The 16040-nt window shown below is 51.1% G+C and carries 17 protein-coding genes; 4 read left to right on the top strand and 13 right to left on the bottom strand.

Going from position 1 to position 16040, the window contains the following annotated elements; all coding sequences use genetic code 11:
- Positions 1-137 precede the first annotated feature (137 nt).
- The gene (locus J4E70_RS09050; RefSeq protein WP_213888782.1) at positions 138-1715 is read left to right on the top strand and encodes a bifunctional metallophosphatase/5'-nucleotidase; all 1578 of its coding nucleotides are present in this window, start codon (positions 138-140) and stop codon (positions 1713-1715) included.
- 76 nt (positions 1716-1791) lie between these two features.
- Positions 1792-2454, top strand: coding sequence for an SOS response-associated peptidase (locus tag J4E70_RS09045; RefSeq protein ID WP_213888781.1), 663 nt, complete (start codon positions 1792-1794; stop codon positions 2452-2454).
- A 75-nt stretch (positions 2455-2529) separates the two neighbouring features.
- Here the strand turns inward: J4E70_RS09045 and J4E70_RS09040 are convergent, their stop codons facing one another.
- From J4E70_RS09040 to J4E70_RS08985, 12 genes are all read right to left on the bottom strand, one after another.
- Positions 2530-2889, bottom strand: a complete 360-nt coding sequence (locus J4E70_RS09040; protein ID WP_213888780.1) for a cupredoxin domain-containing protein — start codon at positions 2887-2889, stop codon at positions 2530-2532.
- A gap of 599 nt (positions 2890-3488) precedes the next feature.
- On the bottom strand, positions 3489-4628 hold the full coding sequence (locus J4E70_RS09035; protein ID WP_213888779.1) for an alpha-hydroxy acid oxidase: 1140 nt from the start codon (positions 4626-4628) through the stop codon (positions 3489-3491).
- A 76-nt stretch (positions 4629-4704) separates the two neighbouring features.
- Positions 4705-5259 carry a sulfopyruvate decarboxylase subunit beta gene (comE, locus tag J4E70_RS09030; RefSeq protein ID WP_213888778.1) on the bottom strand — a complete coding sequence of 185 codons (555 nt, stop codon included), beginning with the start codon at positions 5257-5259 and terminating at the stop codon, positions 4705-4707.
- A 2-nt stretch (positions 5260-5261) separates the two neighbouring features.
- Complete coding sequence (gene comD / locus J4E70_RS09025; RefSeq protein ID WP_213888777.1) at positions 5262-5759, bottom strand: sulfopyruvate decarboxylase subunit alpha; 498 nt, start codon at positions 5757-5759, stop codon at positions 5262-5264.
- A gap of 92 nt (positions 5760-5851) precedes the next feature.
- Positions 5852-6256, bottom strand: coding sequence for a universal stress protein (locus J4E70_RS09020; protein WP_213888776.1), 405 nt, complete (start codon positions 6254-6256; stop codon positions 5852-5854).
- Positions 6257-6328: 72 nt separating this feature from the next.
- Positions 6329-7333 (bottom strand): zinc-dependent alcohol dehydrogenase, encoded by a 1005-nt coding sequence (locus J4E70_RS09015; RefSeq protein WP_213888775.1) that lies wholly within the window; start codon positions 7331-7333, stop codon positions 6329-6331.
- Complete coding sequence (locus tag J4E70_RS09010) at positions 7330-8124, bottom strand: SDR family NAD(P)-dependent oxidoreductase (RefSeq protein WP_377608477.1); 795 nt, start codon at positions 8122-8124, stop codon at positions 7330-7332. Before J4E70_RS09010 ends, J4E70_RS09015 begins: the two co-directional genes overlap by 4 nt.
- A complete protein-coding gene (gene hisD, locus J4E70_RS09005) occupies positions 8093-9400 on the bottom strand; it encodes a histidinol dehydrogenase (protein ID WP_213888774.1) in 1308 nt (435 codons plus the stop codon). The genes J4E70_RS09010 and hisD overlap by 32 nt, the downstream gene beginning before the upstream one ends.
- 10 nt (positions 9401-9410) lie before the next feature.
- On the bottom strand, positions 9411-10742 hold the full coding sequence (locus J4E70_RS09000; RefSeq protein ID WP_213888773.1) for a TRAP transporter large permease: 1332 nt from the start codon (positions 10740-10742) through the stop codon (positions 9411-9413).
- 8 nt (positions 10743-10750) lie between these two features.
- A complete protein-coding gene (locus J4E70_RS08995; RefSeq protein WP_213888772.1) occupies positions 10751-11266 on the bottom strand; it encodes a TRAP transporter small permease in 516 nt (171 codons plus the stop codon).
- 67 nt (positions 11267-11333) lie between these two features.
- A complete protein-coding gene (locus J4E70_RS08990; protein ID WP_213888771.1) occupies positions 11334-12488 on the bottom strand; it encodes a TRAP transporter substrate-binding protein in 1155 nt (384 codons plus the stop codon).
- A 29-nt stretch (positions 12489-12517) separates the two neighbouring features.
- Positions 12518-12724, bottom strand: coding sequence for a hypothetical protein (locus tag J4E70_RS08985; protein WP_246531682.1), 207 nt, complete (start codon positions 12722-12724; stop codon positions 12518-12520).
- Positions 12725-12920: 196 nt separating this feature from the next.
- On the opposite strand from J4E70_RS08985, the gene J4E70_RS08980 reads away from it, so the two are divergent.
- Positions 12921-13949, top strand: coding sequence for a LacI family DNA-binding transcriptional regulator (locus J4E70_RS08980; RefSeq protein ID WP_213888770.1), 1029 nt, complete (start codon positions 12921-12923; stop codon positions 13947-13949).
- 436 nt (positions 13950-14385) lie between these two features.
- Here J4E70_RS08980 and J4E70_RS08975 read toward each other — a convergent pair whose 3' ends face one another.
- Positions 14386-15039 (bottom strand): DUF2848 domain-containing protein, encoded by a 654-nt coding sequence (locus J4E70_RS08975; protein WP_213888769.1) that lies wholly within the window; start codon positions 15037-15039, stop codon positions 14386-14388.
- 95 nt (positions 15040-15134) lie between these two features.
- On the opposite strand from J4E70_RS08975, the gene J4E70_RS08970 reads away from it, so the two are divergent.
- Entirely contained in the window at positions 15135-16013 is an 879-nt protein-coding gene (locus tag J4E70_RS08970) for a LysR family transcriptional regulator (RefSeq protein ID WP_213888768.1), read from the top strand.
- Positions 16014-16040: the final 27 nt, after the last annotated feature.

The following is a 16040-nucleotide window of genomic DNA, read 5'->3' as shown; positions in this document are numbered from 1 at the left end:
ATGCCGAAAGCCCGCCGATAGGTCAAGCAATTGCAGCACCGGACGTGATTGGAATTGAAGACTCCACATGCGTTCAAACTTTGACTCCTGCGCTTGTTGTCGGCAATCTGATCAGGTCCAACAAAATGGGGTATGAAATGACAGATCGATTCCTGACCGCATCTTTTGCTTTTACGCTTATGGCTGGAACGGCAAGCGCTGATTATTCGCTCACCATTTTGCATACCAATGATTTTCACGCACGGTTTGAACCTATTTCAAAATATGACTCCGGTTGTTCCGCCGAAGATAACGCAGCTGGTGAATGCTTTGGTGGGACCGCACGCCTTGTTACCGCGATTACCGAGGCCCGGACCCGAAGTAACAATGCGATCCTTGTGGACGGTGGTGACCAGTTTCAGGGCACGTTGTTTTACACGTATTACAAGGGCGCCCTTGCCGCAGAAATGATGAATAAACTGGGCTACGACGCGATGACCGTGGGTAACCACGAGTTTGATGATGGCCCCGAAGTACTGCGTGGGTTCATGGACTCAATAGATTTCCCGATATTGATGTCAAACGCGAATTATTCGAGGGAAGCTTTACTGTCAGGAACTTTGCAAAAATCAGTCGTTATAGAACGCGGTGGCGAAAAACTAGGGCTGATCGGGTTGACCCCTCAGGACACAGATGAACTGGCGAGTCCCGGTCCAAACATAGTGTTCACAGACCCTGTTGACGCAGTTCAGTCAGAAGTTGACCGGTTGGAAGACGAGGGTGTTAACAAAATCATTGTGCTGTCCCATTCGGGTTATGTCGTTGATCAACGGGTTGCGGCGGAAACCACGGGTGTGGACGTGATTGTTGGGGGCCACTCCAACACGTTGCTCAGCAATACCAACGAACGCGCCACAGGCCCTTATCCGACAATGGTTGGGAGCACTGCAATTGTTCAGGCCTATGCGTACGGGAAATTTTTGGGTGAACTAAATGTTACCTTTAACGATGCCGGCGAAGTTACAGAAGCCGTGGGTGAGCCGCTTGTTATGGATGGCTCGGTTGCTGAAGATAACGCAACGACCGACAGAATTGCGGAGCTTGCGAAGCCTCTGGATGAAATTCGCCAGCGTGTCGTCGCAGAAACAGCAGCACCAATAAACGGTGACCGCGATGTTTGCCGTGCACAGGAATGCGAGATGGGCAACCTTGTCGCCGACGCAATGTTGGCGCGTGTGAAAGATCAGGGTGTTTCGATCGCGATTGCAAATTCCGGCGGGCTTCGCGCCTCCATCGACGCGGGCGAGGTAACAATGGGTGAAGTGTTGACGGTGCTGCCATTCCAGAACACACTTTCAACATTTCAGCTTTCAGGTGCGGGTATCCTGGCGGCGCTTGAAAATGGAGTAAGTCAGGTTGAAGAAGGGGCAGGGCGCTTTCCACAGGTTGCAGGGATGAAGTTCATTTGGGATTCTTCGGTAGCAACTGGAGAGGGGCGTGTTGTCGAGGTGATGATTGCAGAGGGGGACGCTTGGGTTCCGCTGGACCCGGCGAAAATTTACGGAGTCGTCACAAACAACTATGTACGAGGCGGCGGGGATGGCTACAAAATATTCTCGACCGACGGTATGAACGCCTATGACTATGGCCCAGATCTGGCAGATGTTACGGCCGAGTACCTTACGTCGCAGGGGCCATACCGTCCCTATACCGATGGTCGTATTTCAAAGCGCTGAACAGCGGGAAAACGAGAACGCCGCCTGCTACAACATGCGCCTTTTTTACCGACGATATGGCTGCTAAAGTCATGCGATGTGCGGACGTTTTGCCAATACCCTGCCAACCGATGCTATGGCGCAGATTTTTGACGCCGTTCCCTCGAATGATCTGCCTGACGTTCCAAATTTCAACGTCTGCCCAACAACGCAGATCAGTGCCGTCACAAATGCCGAAGGGCGCAGGCTGGTTTCGATGCGATGGGGCTTTATTCCATATTGGTGTAAAAGCCCGAATGACGGGCCATTGCTGATCAACGCGCGGGCAGAAACAATTGCTGAAAAGCCAGCGTTTCGCGAGGCGTGCCGCTCACGGCGCTGTCTTATCCCGGCGACAGGTTTCTATGAATGGACAAAGACTGCAGATGGAAAGCGCCTGCCTTGGTACATACACTCAAAAGATGGTTCACCAGTTGTGTTTGCTGGTGTTTGGCAAACCTGGGAAAAGGGGGAAGCGCCCGTCGCAAGTTGCGCAATTGTGACCACAGAAGCAAACGAAGAGATGTCAAAGATACATCATCGAATGCCGGTTACGTTGCAACCTTCTCAATGGGCTTTGTGGCTGGGAGAAAGCGGAAAGGGTGCAGCGAAATTGATGCAACCCGCGTCAAACGATGTCTTTGAAGCTTACCGGGTTGCAACGCTGGTGAATTCCAACCAGTCAAGCGGGCCGGAGCTTATCGAACCGCTGTATAAATAAACAAAGCCACATCCTGAGATGCAGCTTTGCCTAGTCGGGGAAGAATCCTCGACAGCACGCGTAGGGATAGACTGCTCAGTCTACGGGTGCCGGATCGAATGTAACAGCGCCTTCAGGATTTGCTATTTCGCCGTCTTCATATGTTGTCGTATCTGCACTTTCGAAAGTCAGATCCATGCCTGAAGCTACTTGCACATCGAAAGAACCCGAAGGTGCCAGTGAATCGGTGCTCCAGCTCTCGTCTTTAGCAAGTGCTGTGCGTGCGACTGTGTCGTCATTTAGAAAACGAATTGTGTCGCCGGGGTTTGCATAAACAAGTGGCGGCATAAAGTGGTTGTCGTAGATCGTTACGACATGAATTTCGCCAAAAGCTGTGGTTGCGCCAACAGACATGAAGCCTGCAAGGGTAAGTGAGACTAAAGATTTACGCAGCATCGGAACCTCCTAGATGCCGTAGGGTGCCCGCCCAAGTGAAAAGTTAATGATTATTTATTGCATCTGAATAAGGCGGATATATGGCGGGACTGTGGCGCGCTTGTATGACTTGGGGCAGTGGATCGCCACAATAGCGGCAAGGGGTTGTCGGCACGGTTCTGCACGCTACGCGGGAATGTCCGTACCCGCCACAAGTTTTATACAAGCGATTCTCGAAGCAAGATACTCGGTTTGAGACGGCATTGATTTTTTATCTAACTTAAAGTTTTTAATGTATTAATTCGCCACCAAAACTTAGGTGGCGCAGCCGTTTGGTTGGTAGGTTTTTCAGAAATCAATACCCCAAAAAAGCGATCTGAAGCCTAAATCAATGGCCGTGGTTTGGTTAAATTAGGACATACACGTGATGTGTTAACAAACCTAATATTCTGTGTTTACGAATAGTAAACAATAGAAAATCCTCAATTTTAACTGGAATCAGCGTCTCAACAGCCTGCAACGAATCATGCCTTTTTTTCGCAGAATGGCCGCTTACGTAGGATGTGGATTCATAAATGGAATTTTGGCATTGCAGAAACCGGCGAAACAGACTGAACAGCTTAGGTGTCAGCCAAACAGTGTTCTCGCGGAAGCTGATTAGGTTCAAGAGATGGCATAGTCGTCAGTCCAAGCTGCGCGAGTGTGAGGCTCGTTTCCTGAGACAGGACATCCCATAGCTGATTCAGGCCTTTCTCTCTGCGGGTCGCCATCGCGAAAAGCAAGGGCCGGCCAAAAAAGACGAAATCAGCACCCATGGCATATGCTTTGACGACGTCTTCACCAGACCGAAGGCCTGAATCGTAAAACAAAGGAAATCCCTCGCCAACCGCCTCTCGTATCTTGCGTAAGGCAAGAATAGCAGGCGGCGCGCTATCAAGCTGGCGCCCCCCGTGGCTGGAAACCTGAACCGCGTTAATCCCGATTTTCTTTAGCTGTACTGCGTCCTCAACATTTAAAACACCTTTGACGACAAGATTGCCTTTCCATTGATCTCTAAGCTTCGCGAGATAACCCCAATCTGCCCGTGCACGGCTTTCGGTTCTGTCAAATGTTGCATGTTCCCCGCCGAAATTGGCAAGCTCTGGCCGGCCTTTAAGCAGTGTTGAAAGGGACCATGTCGGATGCAGCGCAAAGTCGACAAATTGTTGCGGCCCGAGCCGGAAGGGCATTTTGAAGCCACGGCGCAATTCGCGTGGTCTGCGGCCAACCTCTGGCACATCAAGCGTCAATACCAAGGTTTTGAACCCGGCAGCCCGCGCCCGGTCGACCAGCGTTTGTGTTCCGCTTCCATCACCACTGAAGTAGAGCTGAAACCAAGCGTGTCCTTCCGCGACTTCAATCATCTGTTCCATCGGCGTTGACGCAACTGTAGAAACGCCAAATGGAACATGATGCGTCGCCGCCAAACGGGCCAGCATCAGATCAGCACCTGGGGTTGATAAGTTGCACATCCCCATAGGGCTGATGCCAAACGGCCGCTTTGCATCGTGACCAAATACCGGGACGCTAAGATCCCTTTTTTCAACGTTGTTCAGAATGCGCGGCTGCAAGCGCAAGTCGCGAAGCACCTGTCTGTTCAGGGCTTCACCATATTCTTCTCCGGCTGCGCCGTCGATGTAGTCAAAAACCATCCATGGCAGCCGTTTCCGGGCAAGCCTGCGCGCATCAGAACTCGAGTGAATTTCGTTTGATGCAAACATACCATGTTTCCTGATAAATCTCAGCGCGACGTTTGCGTTGAGATTATGATTTGAACTTGGCGGATCATGACAAGATTTACGATTTAACCTGTTTCATGAAACGATCACGGATAACGACCGGGTCCATGGTGATCACGGGAACCTTGATGTTGCCGCTTTCGCATTTACTGACAATGATCGTCATCTTGTTTGAGGCAAGCGCATCTTCAAGAGCTTTCTTTGTGTCCTCTGCTTTGCATTCAACGACCTGTTCGCATCCACACGCAAGCGCGACAGCAGTCAGCGACGTTTTCTTGCCAGCGTAGGTCGGCTGATCCCCGGTCGAGCCATAGCTGCCGTTGTCGATGATCAGCAGGATGAAATTGTGAGCGACATTGTTAGCAATTGTTGGCAATGTGCCAAAGTTCGTCAGAACCGACCCATCCCCATCAATCGAAATGACCTTTTTATCCTGAGCCAAGGCAACGCCAAGACCGATGGAAGACGACAGCCCCATTGTTCCTAACATGTAAAAGTTTGTGGGTTGATCATCTATCAAGTGCAATTCCTGGCTGGGAAGGCCGATGTTGCAGACGACCAGATGATCCCGGATCACAGGTGCGATATCGCGCAGAATGTCAGAGCGGATCATGATCAGTATCCTTTCCAGAAAGAAGCATCTGTCAGAATGGCGACAGGTTTGTTGCACATGAAGGTGTGTTTCAGGATCGCGTCGAATTCATTGACGTCATCTTCATGGTGAAAGTGGTAGGTCGGGATGTTGAGTTGCGCCAACAGCGCCTTGGTGTGCACAGCCATTTCAACCTGGCAGGCCACCGGTTCGCCCAGTTCACCACGGTAGCTGATCAGCATCGGCAGCGGCATTCGGTAATACTGGGTTAGGGTGACAAGTGTGTTGATCGTGACCCCAATTGCGGTGTTCTGCATGATGATCGCCGGACGTTTGCCGCCCATGAACGCACCGGCACAAAGCCCCATCCCTTCGTCTTCCTTGTTCGACGGGATGTGATAAATATTCTTGCACTCGTCGATTTTTTCGATGACGCCGGCCAGTTGCTTGCAGGGCACGGTAGTCACGAATTCAACCTTGTTTGCGACAAGGTCGGATACGATTTTTTCATTTACGGACACGTTTTGTACTCCTCACGTGCTGAAATTTGTTTTTTGCATCACTGTGCAGAACTGATGCGAAGTCCCGTTTTTGGAAAGTTATTCTATCGTTTCTAGCGCAACACGTGGACCGAACAAGGCGCATGGCGCACAATTCGGGCAGCCGTCGAGCCCAGAAAATAATCGCTCAACCCCGGTTTATGCGACCCAATAACAATACAATCGGCCCCACATTCTTTTGCGTAATCGGTAATCACGCGACCGGAATGACCTTTAAGCAATAGAGCTTTTACATCGGGCGATCCAGCAACACGTTCGGCAAGGCGGTCTTTGGTTTTTTGAAGCGCCGTCGCAACGGCCTCGTCCGTGACGTAAGTGCTGACAGAACCATGAAGCGGTTCATAGACATGGACCGCAATAATCTCTCCGCCTTTATCTACAAGGCTGCGGGCAGCCTCAATGGCCGTTTGGCCTATGCCATGGTCAAGGGCCAAAGAGACGATAACTTTTTTATACATGACCGTTCCTTAATTCTGCGACACTTCGATCGCGTTTTGCGTAGATTTCAACGTTTTGTTTGCAGGTTTTTCTCAAGGCCCTGCGTGATCGGGGATCAGTACTGTTTTGGGAGCGGCAACCTTGCCTGCGCGAATGTCTTTGAACGCGCGCGCGCCCTCAGACAGGGGTTTTGTTTCAATCCAGTCGAGTGCACCGAGGCGGCCATCGAAAATTGCTTGATTCGTCTGGCGAAAATCTTCAGCTGTATAGGTATAGGTGCCAATAAAAGTGATTTCCTGAAGGGTCATACGCCGTACATCTAGCCCGCCGGCATCTTCGCCCAAGCCGATATGCATGATGACGCCACCGGGCCGTGCATGTTTAGAAGCTGTCGCGCGGGTGCTGGCAAAACCGACACCATCGATGACAATATCGAACATGTCATTGCTGTTTAACTGATCAGCCGAAATAGCATTCTGATTGCAATTACGCTGAAGGTGCAGGCGCCGCTCGGCGTTAGGTTCAACGATTTTGATATCCGACACACCCTGAGCGGCAAGGCTTAGCGCGGCCCCTAGGCCAATCGCGCCACCACCTAACACAAGTGCACGAATATTGTCATGTTCAGCGCCCAACGTTTCGAGGCCAATCCGAACGGCATGCCAGCCACAGGCGATGGGTTCAGCAAGGGCTGCCTTTTCAAGCGGCACGTCTGCGGGCACAGTAACCAGATTGCTTTCGGGCATGGTCAGCCATTCGGCAAACGCGCCTTCGCGCGGTGGCATCGAGATGATCTGGCGCTCAGGGCAAAGGTTGTCCCGGCCGGACACACAGGCCGGACAGGTGCCGCAGGTTACCAGCGGGTTGACTGTGACACGCTCGCCATCTCGCGCGCCCCCCTTGATTGCGCCTGCGGCTTCGTGCCCAAGGATCAGCGGTGCAGGTCGCCGAGTATCATGCCCCAAATAGGCATGCATGTCTGACCCACAGATACCAACGCTTTCAATCCGGATCAGCTGTTCGTTCAGCATCGGTACAGGATCAGTCACATCGCGATAATCAAGCGATTCAACGCCGGTATAGACAAGGGCTTTCATTTCGCAGTGTACCCCCCATCAACCATCAGAACCTGACCCGTCACATAGGCCGAAGCGTTCGAGCACAGGAATAGGAGCGGCCCATCGAGATCTTCGGGTTCGCCATTCCGGCCGATACAGGTTTGCGTGGCGTTTTGCGCGGCGCGCTCCGGGTCGTTGAAAACGGGTGCGGTAAGTTCAGTACGGATAAAACCCGGTCCAATCGCATTCACATTGATCCCGTGCGGCGACCAGACCTCTGCCATTGCGCGCGTTAATTGACCGATCCCGCCTTTGCTGGCGCCGTAGGCAATACCCCCAGGAAAAGCGCGGGTCATTTGAAGAGAGGCGAAATTAACGATCCTGCCCCAACCTTTTTCTTTCATCCCGCTTACCAGGTGTTGGCTAAGGAAAAACGGCGCGGTGAGGTTCAAAGACAGCGTGACATCCCAGCCTTCGGGGGTAACGGCATCTGCAGCCTCACGGGTGTTGATCCCAGCGGCATGGACAAGAATATCAGGTTGCCCAAAAGGGTCAGCGGCGCGTTCAGCCAGTTCCGGCAGGCTATCGCGGTCAGACAGATCATGCGGGATCACGGCGGTATCACCGTTCACATTTGCCTGCCAGTCGGCCAGTTGATCAGCCCGACGTGCCACGCCCACAACGCTGGCCCCAGCCAGCGCAAGCAATGTCGCTGCGCGGCGCCCCAGCCCGGAACTGGCACCCGTGACACAAGCCACGCGCCCCTTAAGATCAAAAAGACCGGGAATAGGGGATTCGTCAGCCATTTGCAGTGAGGTCGAATTGTTCATCGGGGAAGTATTTTTTCAGTCGGATATCCGCAGTACGCGCATGTCCTTCCATACCTTCCAACCTTGCGATGCGTGCGGTTGCTTCGGCAATTGGTTTTGCTCCTTCGCGGGTGGATTTTTGCCATGTGACAATCTTCATATATTTGTGCACAGACAGACCACCAGTGTACTTGGCAGAGCGGGACGTTGGCAGAACGTGGTTCGTACCTGATGCTTTGTCGCCGAATGCCACGGTGGTTTCTTCACCCAGAAACAAAGAGCCGTAGCATTGCAGCCGGTCTAGCCACCAAGGCAGGTCAGCCGCTTGTACCGTCAGGTGCTCTGGCGCGTATTCGTCAGAAGTCGCCGCCATTTCTTCGCGATCATCGCAGACTATCACTTCTGCATAGTCACGCCACGCAGCTTCGGCATTCATGCGATTTACTTCTGGCAATTCAGCAATCAATCCTGGGACCAGCTTCATGACTTTCTTTGCCAGGGTTTGGTCTGATGTCACCAGCCATACCGGTGAGTTGTATCCGTGCTCTGCCTGTCCCACCAAATCGGTCGCAACAATTTCAGCGTCCGCTGTTTTATCGGCAAGTATAAGGCTATCGGTCGGCCCGGCGATCATGTCGATCCCGACCCGGCCAAACAAAATACGTTTGGCTTCAGCTACAAACTGATTTCCCGGTCCGACCAGAATGTCGGCCTTCGGAAGACCAAACAGACCAAAGGTCATAGCGGCGACACCCTGAACACCACCCATCGAAAGAATGGAGTCCGCACCACACAGGTTTGCGGCATAGATTATTGCCGGTGCGATACCCTCTCCCATCCGAGGAGGGGAGCAGGCCACAATGTGCTGACATCCCGCAACCTTGGCGGTTGTCACCGTCATGATGGCGCTCGCAATATGGCTGTAGCGCCCACCGGGCACGTAACATCCAGCCGCAACGCACGGGATGCTTTTTTGGCCGGCGATCAGGCCGGGCACGACTTCGAGCTCGACATCGCGCATGGTTTCTTTCTGCACTTCTGCAAAGCGGCGAACGTTGTCGTGCGCAAAGGCGATATCGTCTTTTAACCGTTGAGAAACCAGAACGGATGCAGCTGCTATTTCTTCCTCTCCCAGAAGAATTTTGCCCTGATACTGATCAAACTTTTGCGCGTACCGCAGGGCAGCTTCGTCGCCACCCTTTTCGATATCGTCCAGTATAGTCTGAACTGTGTCGCGCACATCACCTGCATCGGTTGAAGCAGTCTTTGTTGCCTTTTTTAAGTAATCACGAGCCATTTAAGACGTCCTATTTAAAACTATCAGGTAGAAGGAAGGTTGAAACTGCCGGAATGTAGGCGATCATAAGAACGACTAGCAGCATAAAGAATACAAAGGGTACTGCACGGTTTGCGATCCTTAAGATGGATTCACCAGTAATCCCCGACACAACAAAAAGATTGAGACCAAGTGGAGGGGTGATGAAGCCAACTCCGAGCGATGTGATCATCATGATGCAGAACTGAATTTCGTTCATTCCGATTTCATCTGCCAATGGTTTCAAAATGGGTGCAAGGATAACGATGTTAGGCGTCGTTTCCATCACGCAACCCGCAGCGATCAGAATGCCGATCATAAGCAGGATCAGAACATAGGGGTTCTCGGTAAGCGAGGTCACAGCATAGACAAAGCCCTGCGGTACACCCATTGCAGCAAGTGTTTGTGCCAGTGGAAGTGAAAAAGCGATGATTGGCAGAATAACACCGTTCACTTTGGCAGAGCCCACAAGCATTGATGGGAAGTCTGAGAGTTTCAGCGTACCAAGGATAAAGCCCAAAATGATCGTGACGACCACTGCAGTTGCGCCTGCTTCGGTTGGTGTGAGCCGACCCGAAAATATTCCGTAAAAGATGATGCCGGGCACAAGGAATGCATACCAGCCACTTTTCAGTGCTTTACCCAGATTGCTTAGCCATTCTGCGGTTGTGATCATCCCACCGCCTTCATAGGCGTGTTTGCGATTTACGATGATATTCGTGATCAGGATGGAAAGAAGCACTAAAATGCCAGGGATCAGGGCAGCCTGAAACAGGGTCGACGCGGAAATTCCAAGCACAAGACCAATAATGATATAGGCAATCGAAGGCGGGATGAGGATGCCGGTACAAGCCCCCGCAGCAACCAGTGCGCAAGCGTAAGGGCGGGGATAGCCGCTCTCGACCAACCGATCGATTGTCATCCGCCCAACTGCAGCAGCCCCTGCCGCATCTGAACCTGAGATAGCTGAGAACATCCCGCAAACCAGAACGGTGGCAGAGCCAAAACCGCCCTTGGCCCAACAGGTCAAAGCTTCTGCAACGTCAAGAAATTTGCGGCTTAAACCCGTCCTGACGAGCACGTCACCAGTCAGGATGAAAAGCGGTACCGCCGTGAGGGCGAAGGCGTCGATCCCGTCGAACAGGGACTCGCCCAATAGTGACATCGGCAAAACATCTGAAAGTATCAGCATGCTTACTGCGCAGGCACCAATGGCTGCCCATACGGGAACGCCGAGCGCGCAAAACAGGACGAAGATCAGAACCGGGCCGTAGAACGACCAACCAAGGTCAACCGTCTGTTGCTGTAGGGTTTGCCAGAGCATGTCGAACCTCAATCAAAAAGTTTATTGCCTTCAAAGACGGGGCGGCCTGCAAAAAGGTCCGTCACATCCCGAAGCAAAGATTGCAGTAACCGAAAGACGACAAGTCCAAACCCAATTGGAACAGCCATCAGAAACCAGACTTTTGAAATTCTCAGCCCGTCAGTGACCGAGCCGTATTTCCAGCTCACCCCGACTGTCTCGAAAGACCAATAAAGTGCCAGGACTGCGATCACTAACATCACCAGATCACCAAAAATGTAGAGCAATGCTTTCATGCGCGGCCCTACATAGTGAAAAAGCACATCTATTCGAATATGTGCACGTTCCTTAACGGCTGACGCAGCGCCGATCCAAGCCAGATAGATAAAGGAGTAGCGCACAATTTCCTCGCCCCAGATTGAAGAGTAAGAAAAGAGTTCACGCCGAAGCACCTCTATCGCCATAGTCGCAACAAGCAGCGTGTAAAACACGAGCAGCGCCCAGCGTTCCGCGTTTTTGTCGATGTTACGCAATATCTGACCCATATCAGCCCCACTATCTCAAATGAATTGGCTTTGGGCAGTGTGCTGCCCAAAGCAATTGTTGTCTGGTCTATGCGTCGTGTACGTAGTAGCGGCCCATGGTGTTCGCGCCTTCTTCAAGACGATTGAACACATCCATCGATCCGGCGAGATCAGTTTTGAACTGGTCCCATTCACTCCGCTGGTAGCCGCCCGCTTCTTTCCAGGCGTTCAGCTGATCATCGCTAAGGGAGTGGAATTCCACGCCAGCTTTTGACAGTTCAGACATTGCGTAAGCGCGTGCTGCCGGAACTTTTGCCAGATTCTGCTGTGTCGTGACTTCGGATGCGAATTCAATGCCTTCTTGAACGTCTTCAGGCAGTGAATTAAACCATTCGAGGTTGCACGAGAATATCTGGCTGTCCGGCACGGCTTGCGTAAAGGTAACGTGGCTCAGAATATCCTTGAAGCCAAAGACATAAAGCGCTCCAACAGATGGGTCGAGAGCATCGGCAACACCTTGTTTGATCGCCGATGGGGTTTCACCCCAGGCAACAGGCGTCGGGTTTGCGCCAACCATGCGATAGTATTGTTGCAGCATCTGGCTACCGGGAACGCGGAACTTCACGCCGGACAAATCACTTGGCGACAAGACGGGACCGGAGCCCCCTTTGCGTACAGCAACAACGCGTGGGTCAATCACCACATAGAATAGTGGTTTAAAGCCCTTTTCTGCAATTTTTGGATGCACTTCATTTTTCCAGGCATCTGAACCCACAAGGTTCGTGAACCGCTGATTAGAACCGCAGAAATAAGGGAGGTTGATCAGGTCAATTGCCGGGGCAAATGGTGCAAAATTTGACAATGAATGTTGAGCTGCCTGGATCGTGCCACCCTGTACCTTCTGTACCAGAGCGCCGCCTGCGCCGAGTTGCCCGCCGGGGGCGAGCTTGACATATACTTTGCCGTTGGTGGCGTTTTGGATGTTCTCTTTGAGGTCCAACTGCATAATCGGATAGCTGCGTGAGGCACCCAATACATAAGCGGTTGCTATCAGCATTGTGTGGTCAGCCGCCGCCTCGCGCTCACGTTCTTCTGATGCTGTTTGCGCTACGGCTTCTGAGGACCAAAGCGTTCCTGCCGCGCCCGCAACCATGGCTGCTGTAAACGCACCGCTACCCGTAAGCTTTAAAAAATTTCGCCGTGAGGCAGAGGTCAATTCAGTTGTTTCATGTTCAGTTGTCATTAAAAATCCTCCCAGATTTCGGTATTTTGTTATTCTTTCCCAGATTTTGATCGGTCGCGGTTTTCAAACGAAATTATTGCGGCCACAAAGAAAATACTGGTCAGAAGAAGTGTCAGCATCTCTCCGACATCCGAAAGGAAGCTCGCGTTCCAAAACGCGCCTGCCAGTACATTGGTCAGAAAAGCTGCGAAAACGATTAGCGCTGCGAAGAGCGCGATGTTGCCGAATTTATGCAATTCAACTCCCTTTCTGCAAAAACCCAGGGCTCCTCCCCGTAAGAATCTGCGTCTCCCTTTATTGACTGTAAGCGCTTACATTGATTCATGCAAGCGCTTACATTAATGTCGGCTATACTAGCATCCTTGATGTCAATATCGTGCGCGTGTAACCGGATAAGTGCGCCGGAAAGGTTCGATTGTGAAAAAGATAAGAATGAAAAACACAGGATCTCCGACACTAGAGGACGTTGCAGAGGCTGCAGGTGTTTCTACCGCAACCATTTCTCGTGCACTCAATGATCCGGACAAAGTTGCCAAGGAAACACGGGAGCGGATTCAGAAAGCAGTTGATCGGCTTGGTTATACACCGAATTTCGGCGGCCGGGTGTTGGCGTCGAACAGGACAAATACGGTAGGAGCAATAATTCCATCGATGGCCAATGCGATGTTTGCGAGCGGTCTTCAGGCCTTTCAGGAAGTCCTGGCTGAATCAGGTGTCACTCTGCTAGTTGCAAGTTCAGGGTATGATACAGAGCACGAATTTCGACAAATTCGTTCTCTCATGACACATGGGGCCGACGGTTTGTTGCTGATTGGGGATGAGCGCCCTCAGAAAACAAAGGATTTTCTGGCGCTACGCAAAATCCCCTATGTAATTTCATGGTGCTACAGAAACACTCCTGATGGTTTGTACGTAGGTTTCGATAACGAAAAAGCCGCTTACAAATTGACCAATCGCGTTCTTGAGTTTGGTCATCGGGACATTGCGATGATTGCAGGGATCTCAAAAGGCAATGATCGCGCCAGAAACCGTATTGAAGGGGTCAGTCGCGCTGTTCGTGAGAACACTGATGGTGCAAGGCTGACGAAAATTGTTGAAGCCAGATACAGGTTGGAAAACGGTGCAGAAGCATTTGACGAGATTATGTCGGCTTCAGATTTACCGACCGCGATAATTTGCGGCAATGACGTTTTAGCGGCTGGTGCGATTGTTCGGGCGCGCAAAAAGGGAGCTAGAGTACCGGACGACGTTTCAATCACCGGCTTTGACGATATTGGCTTAGCCTCGGTTGTTGAGCCGGGCCTGACAACTGTACGGGTGCCGCAGATTGAAATGGGACAAGAGGCAGCAAGACAGTTGCTTAGACTTCTTTCCAATCAACCAGCCACATCAAGCATAGAAATTGAAACCGAACTGGTAATGCGGGACTCCCTTGCAGCCCCAAAGGCCTTGGCGGTTTAGTCAGGACATTTCCGATAAAAACGGCGTCATGCATGGCTTGCTGGCAACATCGCGATAGGTCGCGTTTGTGAGAAGAAAATTAATCCATCCTAAGCACTGTCGTGCCGACGTCATAGACTACATAGAGAAGTATCGCCTCAGCAGCCGAGAGTTCGTTCTGAAAATACAAAAAACCAAACCGCCTGCCAAGAGACGAGATTTTGAAAGAACTTGAACCAAGGGTAGATTAAGATGTTCTTACTGGCTTCGGATGCTTTAGTTACCATGTTCAATTTGGACTCTGCGGTTCTTTGTTCTCGGGTAAGCAGTGTTTTCTTTCCCCGGCAAACCCCTAACCCTTTGGACAAAATAGAACCGTATGTTTGATTTTTTGAAATATTTCTCAACAGACAATAACTTTTTCGAATGAACCCTTTAGGATAAAAACAGAAGGTTTTTAGTTTACGATCGGCAAACAATTGCTTTCGTATTCAAACTGAATGCTTCGATCAAGAATTGGATCATGCATGACGGCTCGGAATCTTTTTGCGCTGCGAACGCTGTTGATTGCAGAAAAGGTACCACAAAGCATTGCGGAGTTATCCGGCATGTCGGCATCTTCGCGCAGTGTTTCTAGGGGTATCAGTTGGGCCAATCGCCCGTCCTGATAAAGTTGCCAATCGCTATTTTCCCATATCCAGGACCGTATTTCAATTTTGTCCAGATGCTGCGACAAGGCTCCGAAATCCCAAAGAATTGTTGCGCAGGGTTTTTGACAGGCTTGTTTTGACGCCGCAACAGATGTCACCTCAAGTTGCCTGTCGGTATGGTCAGATCCAAGGCCCAGCCAGATCTTGCCGTGGCTTTGAACCAACATTGGTTCTGCTTCGCCCGAGGTTTTTTCTCCTAAAACATTGATCTTAGTTTGCGCCGTCAAAAGCGTGTTTGACACCCGATAATACAGCGGAACTTTCGAAGGTGGAGAAACACCAATCGCCGCCAATTCGTCAATATGGTGTTGTACTGCGTCTTTATTGCGACCGGTCCAACCTGCGATAAAGAGGTGATCCACCTCGATTTCCACGGGACCATGTTCTGTTGTAAATTGCATCTGGATTGCGAACTTTCCTGAAAACTAGGTTACAGAGAGTGTGTGCACTGCAATAGTGTCCAGCACAACATTCAATCAGTTTGCGGAGAAACCCATTGACGTTTGATCAGCTCAAAACTTTTTTCTGGGTGGCTCGACTTGGTGGATTCAGACGGGCGTCTGAAAGGCTAAACCTTTCTCAGCCCGCGATTTCAACACGCGTTGGAACTCTGGAAGATGAATTGGGGGTTAAACTTCTCGAACGAACCTCAAAGGGAATAGTCCTTACAAAACCCGGAACACTACTTTTAGGGTACGCAGAACAAATGCTGTTTGTTCAAGAAGAGATCATGAAACGTGTCGCCGATACATCCGAGATTGAAGGGCTGTTTCGTGTTGGATCGTCTGAGACGATTGCACAATCATGGTTGACCGGCTTTCTTAAGGCATTCAGCGAGGAATATCCTCGGGTGAATATTGAACTGACCGTTGATATTTCGGGTAACTTGCGCAACAGCCTGCTTGAAAGAAAAGTCGATCTTGTTTTTCTGATGGGGCCAGTTTCTGAGTTTACCGTGGAAAATGTTCCGCTGCCGAAGTTCAATTTGCATTGGTTCAAATCAACAAAAAGCGGTCCGGTAGACCTGAACGAAACACCGGTTATTTCCTATGCTGCCAAGACACGGCCCTACCGTGAATTGATCGCTGAACTCGCGCGGCGTATTGGGCCGAATGTGCGTGTCTATTCATCTGCATCCTTGTCAGCCAGCCTGCAAATGATAGCGGCGGGAATTGCCGTTGGACCTTATCCTCGGGCGTTGGCCGCAAGCCTTTTGGAGTCAAACCAAATCGAGGAGTTTGACCCGGGATTTCAACCAAGCCCTCTTGAATTCACGGCGTCTTTTCTTAGTGAACCCCGCAGCTTTCTGGCAGAACGTGGGGCTGAGATTGCACATGTCGTTGCAACTCAATGGGATAAAGATCACGAGAATTAGATTGGGCTATCCAAATTATTTATCAAA

The sequence above is a fragment of the Pseudohalocynthiibacter aestuariivivens genome (genome assembly GCF_018457175.1).
GTDB classification, from domain to species: Bacteria; Pseudomonadota; Alphaproteobacteria; order Rhodobacterales; family Rhodobacteraceae; genus Pseudohalocynthiibacter; species Pseudohalocynthiibacter aestuariivivens.
This window is presented reverse-complemented; position numbering and strand designations above follow the sequence as displayed.

Bases quoted from the DNA above. Each gene is read 5' to 3' on its own strand.
- J4E70_RS09010 (WP_377608477.1), bottom strand. From the start codon at position 8,124: ATGAACAATTCGACCTCACTGCAAATGGCTGACGAATCCCCTATTCCC.
- J4E70_RS09000 (WP_213888773.1), bottom strand. From the start codon at position 10,742: ATGCTCTGGCAAACCCTACAGCAACAGACGGTTGACCTTGGTTGGTCG.
- J4E70_RS09015 (WP_213888775.1), bottom strand. From the start codon at position 7,333: ATGAAAGCCCTTGTCTATACCGGCGTTGAATCGCTTGATTATCGCGAT.
- J4E70_RS09040 (WP_213888780.1), bottom strand. From the start codon at position 2,889: ATGCTGCGTAAATCTTTAGTCTCACTTACCCTTGCAGGCTTCATGTCT.
- J4E70_RS08975 (WP_213888769.1), bottom strand. From the start codon at position 15,039: ATGCAATTTACAACAGAACATGGTCCCGTGGAAATCGAGGTGGATCAC.
- J4E70_RS09045 (WP_213888781.1), top strand. From the start codon at position 1,792: ATGTGCGGACGTTTTGCCAATACCCTGCCAACCGATGCTATGGCGCAG.
- J4E70_RS08990 (WP_213888771.1), bottom strand. From the start codon at position 12,488: ATGACAACTGAACATGAAACAACTGAATTGACCTCTGCCTCACGGCGA.
- comE (WP_213888778.1), bottom strand. From the start codon at position 5,259: ATGATCCGCTCTGACATTCTGCGCGATATCGCACCTGTGATCCGGGAT.
- J4E70_RS09035 (WP_213888779.1), bottom strand. From the start codon at position 4,628: ATGTTTGCATCAAACGAAATTCACTCGAGTTCTGATGCGCGCAGGCTT.
- J4E70_RS09050 (WP_213888782.1), top strand. From the start codon at position 138: ATGACAGATCGATTCCTGACCGCATCTTTTGCTTTTACGCTTATGGCT.
- J4E70_RS09020 (WP_213888776.1), bottom strand. From the start codon at position 6,256: ATGTATAAAAAAGTTATCGTCTCTTTGGCCCTTGACCATGGCATAGGC.
- J4E70_RS08995 (WP_213888772.1), bottom strand. From the start codon at position 11,266: ATGGGTCAGATATTGCGTAACATCGACAAAAACGCGGAACGCTGGGCG.
- J4E70_RS08980 (WP_213888770.1), top strand. From the start codon at position 12,921: ATGAAAAACACAGGATCTCCGACACTAGAGGACGTTGCAGAGGCTGCA.
- hisD (WP_213888774.1), bottom strand. From the start codon at position 9,400: ATGGCTCGTGATTACTTAAAAAAGGCAACAAAGACTGCTTCAACCGAT.